The following is a 6,445-nucleotide window of genomic DNA, read 5'->3' on the forward strand; positions in this document are numbered from 1 at the left end:
TGAGATTAAAAGTGGGTGTTTTAAAGCCTTTCACCGATTTTCTCTCTCACGAATGATTTAGGATTGCTATAGAAGGTTGATTCTTGCGCCGCTCAATGAGAGCAATGTCAACTGCAAAGCTTAACCCAGAAGTATTGTATTCAAAATGTAATCAACTCAAGTTGGTAAAAAGGGCCATTGCCACAATAGATAGGCTTACCGATGCAAAACTGGCTCCTGTCTGCTACAAACTTTTAGGCTATGGTAGAGAAATCATAATTTGGGTTGTTGTAGCCTGGATTTGATATGGCGGATGTTACAAGGTCAGAACTGCTGAGTAAGCTGCTGACATCAGTTCCTATATTTTGGCTAGGTTTAGTACTACCTAGCGATATCAGGTCGCCACTAACAGAGAAATTCCAGCCTTCATTACCAACGAGTGTTTTGTCATCACCACTAGCTTCAATCCGGTTTCCCAGGAGATTGCTGTTAGTTACATTGGCAGTGTTGCCACTACCAAGGATATCGTTTTTACTACCAGGTAGTGTATTGGCATTACCAAGGATGTCGTTGTTATTGCCTAAGTTCCAGTTACCGTTACCGTTGGTTGTGTTCTCGTTACCAAAGCCCCAGTTGCCATTACCTTCGCTTTTGCCGCCATCACCGTAGTTCCAGTTACCGTTACCGTTGGTTGTGTTCTCGTTACCAAAATTCCAGTTACCATTACCGTCGGTTGTGTTGTTACTACCATATAGCCAGTTACCGTTACCTTGACCACTGTTGTCGGTAGCATTTGCACCATCTAATTTTTGAATATCAGCTATCCAGTTGTCGCTCTTATAAGGTACAGGTTGACCGTTGCCAGTTTCAGGTAGGTTGCTACCACTTTCCTTGGAGGGCGGAGTGCTGCCAAATGGTAAGTTACCAGGAAGGTTGCCGCTACCACCAGATGCGTTACCACTAGATGCGCCACCAGTAAAGGGGTTGCCGCTACCACCAGATGCATTACCACCAGATGCGCCACCAGCAAAGGGGTTGCCGCTACCACCAGATGCATTACCACCAGATGCGCCACCAGCAGATGCATTACCACCAGATGCGTTACCACCAGATGCGCCACCAGCAAAGGGGTTGTCGCTACCACCACCTAATGCACTAATATCACCGCCAAGGACTCCGATGAGTTGATTGAACGGATTATTGGTATCAGTTAAAGCCCGCTCGTCAAGTGGTCGCTCGTAATTATATTTGTACTTTCCATCTTCACTGGTTGTGGATGAGTTACCACCACCGATGAAGGAAGTGAAAGGATTACTACCGCTAGCAGCACCACCAAAGCCATCGCTACCAGAGCCACTGCCACCAAAGCCACCGCTACCGGGGCCACCGCCACCAGAGACACCGCCACCAGAGACACTGCTACCGGAGGCACTGCTACCAAAGCCACTGCTACCATCTAAACTGCTGCCATCGCTAGACTGCCATTTGCCATCACTGAAAGAAAAATTGCTATTACCAGTTAAATTGTTACTAGTACTTTGTGACCCAGTTGTTTGATTGCTATTGCCAGAAGTTGCCATTAGAATTAAACTCCTATTACTCAAACTGAAATACCTCTATCAAGAGGAAGATTAACGACATGAATGAAAGCATTTTTTTTACTTTTATTTTCAATAAAAATTACTAATAAAAACAGCAATCACCACATTTAGTAAAAGTATATAAAATCAGATTTACATTTAAAATGAACAAAATTTCGATTGGATTGTCTATTCTTTCGATATTGTTGAGATAAATTTCAGCAAATTGTCCGATAATCCTGATAGTGAATGCTTTAGAGGCAGTTTGTACAGTAATTTGTTCGGCTCAAAGAGGGGCAAATTTATCTCTTTGGAGTTCGACAACACAATGCAATATAATTACACTACAAAAAAGAGAAAAGTGTAATTTTTGTAGTCTATTGAGTGAGAAAATATTACTTGTGAGGTTTTATCAAGTTTTAAAGATTCAAGTTCTGCGATCGCTAGAGCAAACGCATCTAAATTACTCGCGATCGCAACCAATGTTAAGAACCAACGAGAAAAATCAGCATTTCTCATTTGATTTATTTTCCAAGTCTCAAAGCCATATCTCCGATGGGCTACGCCTTGTGAAATCGCGATCGTTGCTCATTTCAATAAGCTGGGCTTGTTGAGAATAGAGAAAAAATAATGTCCCTTTTACATAATGTAATAATTGCTAAACTATGCACTAATAGTGCTAGAAAGTAAAACTAGAGTGAATCCTCAAGATAAATTAAGCAACGAATTGTTGAAAAGCGCTGTTGAAGTTTTTGAAATCAGAAAAAAGCTTGTGTATTTAGATTGCTCGATTTATGGTATTTTAGCTCAAGCGTGAGAAACCAAATGGTTCTCAATCGTAATGGTTATCCAAGAAGCAATGTTTACGACGGGCGCTTTCTGAGCGCACCCGTACCCCTCCGGGGAAGCAAGCTAGCAAGAGCGTCTCTGATAAGAGAAGGGCTGCGCCTACGCACAAAAGTTAGCTAATTGCGTTTTATCTTTTAAAGCTTCACTCTAGCAGAACATAGAACAATTTATCAGCCTGCTTTCTGGCTCAACTAATAATAAAATTTCCTAATTATGGAGTATAAAAAATGAAAAGTGTAGTAAGCGCAGCAGTTATATTAACATTGATTGGTGGAGCAAATTGTCTTCCTAGCTATGGAATATTATCAAATATCAAGCCTTCAAGCATAGAAGTTAAATCAATTGCTCAAGGTAATCATCAACAATTGATGGCTAGAGTTGGAACTACTTTAAATACTCCATTTTATCTGAGATATGGAAGGACAGCTTACCTCCCCACTGACAATATTGAAATCAAATTTTCAAAAGTTATCCAGGATTCTCGGTGTCCTTCTGATGTAACTTGTATTTGGCAAGGGCAAGTTATTATTGGATTAGACATCATAAAAAATGGTCAGCAAGTTTCAACATTAACGCTAACCCTTGTCCCAGGTCGTGATGCTTTACCAATTCAATTTTTAGATAAGTATTCGGTGAGATTGATAGGGGTTTCCCCGTACCCAAATAGCAAAAAGGCGATCGCACTCAAAGACTACATTGCTAAAATTGTTGTTAGTAAAAATTAGATGACTAAATAATTCGTAATTCGTAATTCGTAATTCGTAATTCGTAATACTCGCCTTTGGCGAGAAGCAAGCTACGTAATTCGTAATTCGTAATTAAAAAAGTTAGACTGAATCTGGATTTTCAGCTTGACATCTGTAGCCGGATTTTGGATAATCGGTATTTCTTCCCTGCGTAGATATATTCTCAGTATTTACTTATTTTTACATTGCTTGTCTAACGTAGTAGGATTGTTCAAGTGAAAGGGTGTGCCTTGCGGGGCGAGTAGCCATCGATCGCTAGCAGGCATCCTAAAATAAGAGCAAAAGACGATTCCTAAAACAAGCACACTCCATGCGTATTTCTCTAAATTGGCTGCGCGAACTAGTAGAGATAAAACTTAGTCCAGAAGAATTAGCTGAAACCCTGACAATGGCGGGGTTTGAGGTTGAAGAGATTGAAGATCGCCGCACTTGGGCAAATGGCGTAGTGATTGGCAAAGTGCTTGAGCGTCAACCCCATCCCAACGCCGATAAATTGAGTGTTTGCCAAGTGGATATCGGTACAGGTGAAACTTTAAATATTGTCTGTGGCGCTGCCAATGTGAAGGCAGATATCTATGTACCTGTGGCAACTACGGGTACTTACTTACCCAAAATAGATTTAAAAATTAAACCTGCAAAACTACGTGGTGTCCCATCTCAGGGCATGATTTGTTCTTTAAAGGAACTCGGTTTGCCTACCGATGTAGACGGAATCCACATTTTTACCCAGGAAAATTTACCATTGGGTAGTGATGTGCGACCGTTGTTGGGTTTAGATGATGTAATTTTAGACCTGACGGCAACTGCAAATCGCGCTGATGCTCTGAGTATGGTAGGTGTAGCCAGAGAAGTAGCCGCTTTAACGGGTGGAAAGTTGAGCATTCCTGAACCTGCTGAAGTATCTATTCCCAAAAATGCTGGAAATTTAGCTTTAAAAATTGCTGATACCCAAGCTTGTCCTGCATACATCGGTACGGTAATTGAACAGGTGAAAATTGCTCCATCTCCCGAATGGCTGCAACAGCGTTTGCGGGCGGCTGGGGTACGTCCTATTAGTAATGTGGTGGACATTACTAACTATGTTTTGTTGGAATGGGGACAACCACTGCACGCCTTTGATGGCGATCGCCTAAAATCTGTTGCAGCTGGTGAAAATTTAAGCATCGGCGTTCGCTTTGTCAATAATGGAGAATCCCTCAAAACCCTGGATGGACAAACTCGCACTTTAACAACCCAAAATTTATTAATCACCGCTAACGAAAAACCCGTTGCACTGGCGGGAGTCATGGGTGGAGAAGAAACAGAAGTCCATGCAGGTACTCAAAGCCTAGTTTTAGAAGCAGCTTTATTTGATTCCGTAGCAATTCGCCGTTCTTCTCGGAGTGTGGGCTTAAGAAGTGAGGCTTCTGGCAGATACGAACGGGGAGTTAACCGAGCTGAATTGGAAATAGCTAATCGCCGCGCTTTATCCTTAATTAGCGAATTAGCCAGTGGAATTATTGTCCAGCAAGAAATTGCCGACACCCGCCCCGATCCGTCTACTTGGAGTCGTTCTATCGCCCTGCGTTTAGAGCGAGTTAATCAGATATTGGGGCCGATAGATTTAGGAGAAGATACAGGCGAACTGCAAAAACAAGATGTTGAGCGCATCCTGACTGCATTGGGATGTCAGTTAACTTCTTCAGGAGAAGATAGCAGCCATCAACCTACGTGGTCTGTTTCCGTACCACCCTATCGTTACCGCGACTTAGAGCGAGAAATTGATTTAATTGAAGAAATCGCCCGTCTCTATGGTTACAACAAATTCTGCGATACTTTACCAGAAAAAGCGGAAGCTGGTTATCTGCCTTTAGATGAGGAAGTGATTCGCAAATTACGAGCTTTCCTGCGGGCTGAAGGATTGACAGAATTAATTCACTATTCTTTAGTCAAACCAGGAGAAGACAGAAATATAGTACTGTCCAATCCCTTATTTGTCGAATATTCAGCGCTGCGAACCGATTTGATTTCTGGGTTAATTGATGCTTTTCAATACAATTTAGAGCAGGGTAATGGTGCGCTGAACGGCTTTGAAATCGGGCAAATTTTCTGGCAAGAAGAAGACGGTTTGCAAGAAACAGAAGCCCTAGCGGGAATTATGGGAGGGGATATTTCCGTTGGCAGATGGTCAAAAAGTGGACGCGAAGAACCGATCACCTGGTTTGAAGCCAAAGGCATTTTAGAAAGTGTATTTCGGCAACTTAGCTTGCAAATCGAATTTCAACCCGATCGCCGCGACGATCGCTTACATCCAGGACGCACTGCTTCCCTGTGGATTCGGGGTAACAGACTAGGGATTTTTGGACAACTCCATCCCCAACTGCGACGAGAAAAAGGTTTACCAGATTCCGTTTATGTCTTTCAATTGGATCTAGATGTGCTTTTAGATTCTCTGGGAGAAGATGAAATTATCGTCTCCAGATTCCAGCCTTATTCTACATATCCAGCTAGCGATCGCGACATTGCCTTTTTCGCACCCGTGAAAATCTCAGTTGTCGAAATTGAAAAAGTAATTACCAAAGCTGGTAAAGATTTGCTCGAATCGGTGGAATTATTTGATGAATATCGCGGCGAAAACGTCCCCGAAGGACAGCGGAGTTTAGCATTCCGCTTAATTTATCGGGCTAGCGATCGCACTCTGACTGAGGCTGAAGTCGAACCAGTACATAATAAAGTCCGCGAAGCTTTGGTGGAAAAATTCGGTGTTAACTTGAGAAGTTAATCATTTGTCATTTGTCATTTGCTAGGAGTGAGAAATTAATCATTTCTTACTCCCCGATGCACTGGCTGCAAAATCTAAAATCCAAAATCTAAAACTTGTACTGAGCGAAGTCGAAGTATCCAAAATCCAAAATAGTCTTAACCATGCCTAAATATGTACTCTGGGGAACTTACTGCGAAGACGTTATCGAAAAACGCGCCCCCTATCGTCAAGCTCATTTAGACGGATTAGCAAAACAGAAAGAATCCGGTGTGCTGATTACCATCGGCCCCACTAAGGATGTTACAAAAGTTTTTGGGATTTACGAAGCCGAAGACGAAGCCACTGTGCGCCAGTTAATTGAAAACGATCCTTACTGGAAAAATGGCATCTGGACTGAATATTCAGTCAAAGAATGGATTCAGGCTTTATAAATTGGTGTTGGGCATTGGGCATTGGGCATTGGGCATGGGAAGATGAGCTTGAATGTTGAACCTTTGAACTCGGAAGTTGAACCTCTGAACTCGGAAGTTGAACCTCTGAACTCGGAA

The 6,445-nt window shown here is 42.3% G+C and carries 6 protein-coding genes; 4 read left to right on the plus strand and 2 right to left on the minus strand.

Translation table 11 applies throughout. The features are described 5' to 3' along the window. Positions 1-233: 233 nt before the first annotated feature. Both RM049_RS25845 and RM049_RS25850 read right to left on the minus strand, forming a co-directional pair. Positions 234-1,559 carry a hypothetical protein gene (locus tag RM049_RS25845; RefSeq protein WP_322706180.1) on the minus strand — a complete coding sequence of 442 codons (1,326 nt, stop codon included), beginning with the start codon at positions 1,557-1,559 and terminating at the stop codon, positions 234-236. Positions 1,560-1,898: 339 nt separating this feature from the next. Next, on the minus strand, positions 1,899-2,078 hold the full coding sequence (locus RM049_RS25850) for a hypothetical protein (protein ID WP_322706181.1): 180 nt from the start codon (positions 2,076-2,078) through the stop codon (positions 1,899-1,901). Positions 2,079-2,384: 306 nt separating this feature from the next. On the opposite strand from RM049_RS25850, the gene RM049_RS25855 reads away from it, so the two are divergent. From RM049_RS25855 to RM049_RS25870, 4 genes are all read left to right on the plus strand, one after another. Then, positions 2,385-2,528, plus strand: a complete 144-nt coding sequence (locus RM049_RS25855; protein ID WP_322706182.1) for a hypothetical protein — start codon at positions 2,385-2,387, stop codon at positions 2,526-2,528. Positions 2,529-2,635: 107 nt separating this feature from the next. Then, positions 2,636-3,133 carry a hypothetical protein gene (locus tag RM049_RS25860; RefSeq protein ID WP_322701846.1) on the plus strand — a complete coding sequence of 166 codons (498 nt, stop codon included), beginning with the start codon at positions 2,636-2,638 and terminating at the stop codon, positions 3,131-3,133. A gap of 331 nt (positions 3,134-3,464) precedes the next feature. Then, a complete protein-coding gene (gene pheT / locus RM049_RS25865) occupies positions 3,465-5,915 on the plus strand; it encodes a phenylalanine--tRNA ligase subunit beta (RefSeq protein WP_322706183.1) in 2,451 nt (816 codons plus the stop codon). Between the two features lie 143 nt (positions 5,916-6,058). After that, positions 6,059-6,328 (plus strand): YciI family protein, encoded by a 270-nt coding sequence (locus RM049_RS25870; RefSeq protein WP_289799149.1) that lies wholly within the window; start codon positions 6,059-6,061, stop codon positions 6,326-6,328. Positions 6,329-6,445 lie beyond the last annotated feature (117 nt).

This window comes from Nostoc sp. DedQUE04 (assembly GCF_034530995.1).
Taxonomy (GTDB): Bacteria; Cyanobacteriota; Cyanobacteriia; order Cyanobacteriales; family Nostocaceae; genus Nostoc.